The 239-nt window shown below is 41.4% G+C and carries 1 protein-coding gene; it reads right to left on the bottom strand.

The genetic code is table 11. The features are described from left to right. On the bottom strand, positions 1-226 hold a 226-nt coding region (locus RYX56_RS25065; protein WP_317124477.1), incomplete at its 3' end, for a YhjD/YihY/BrkB family envelope integrity protein. Positions 227-239: the final 13 nt, after the last annotated feature.

Here is a 239-nt window from a genome sequence, read left to right as displayed (position 1 = left end):
CATTGTAAGCTTTATTAAAGGCCCTGACAATCGCATTAATCCCGTTTGACGCGGGCCAAATCGTCCCGATAATACCAAATGAAAGCAATCCGCCGCTGCGATGACTCATAATTTCCTTTATTGTTTTTTCAATAAACTTCGACGTTTCAACCGGTGCAAACTTCCGAATCATTCCCAGCATATCCTCTTGCGAAATTGGGATATAAGGGATTAATGTAAATAACACGATTAGGAGTGGG

It is taken from the genome of Alkalihalophilus lindianensis (assembly GCF_032843265.1).
GTDB lineage: Bacteria > Bacillota > Bacilli > Bacillales > Bacillaceae_D > Alkalihalophilus > Alkalihalophilus lindianensis.
Note: the sequence above shows the minus strand (reverse complement) of the source record. Positions and strands in the feature narration are given on the sequence as shown.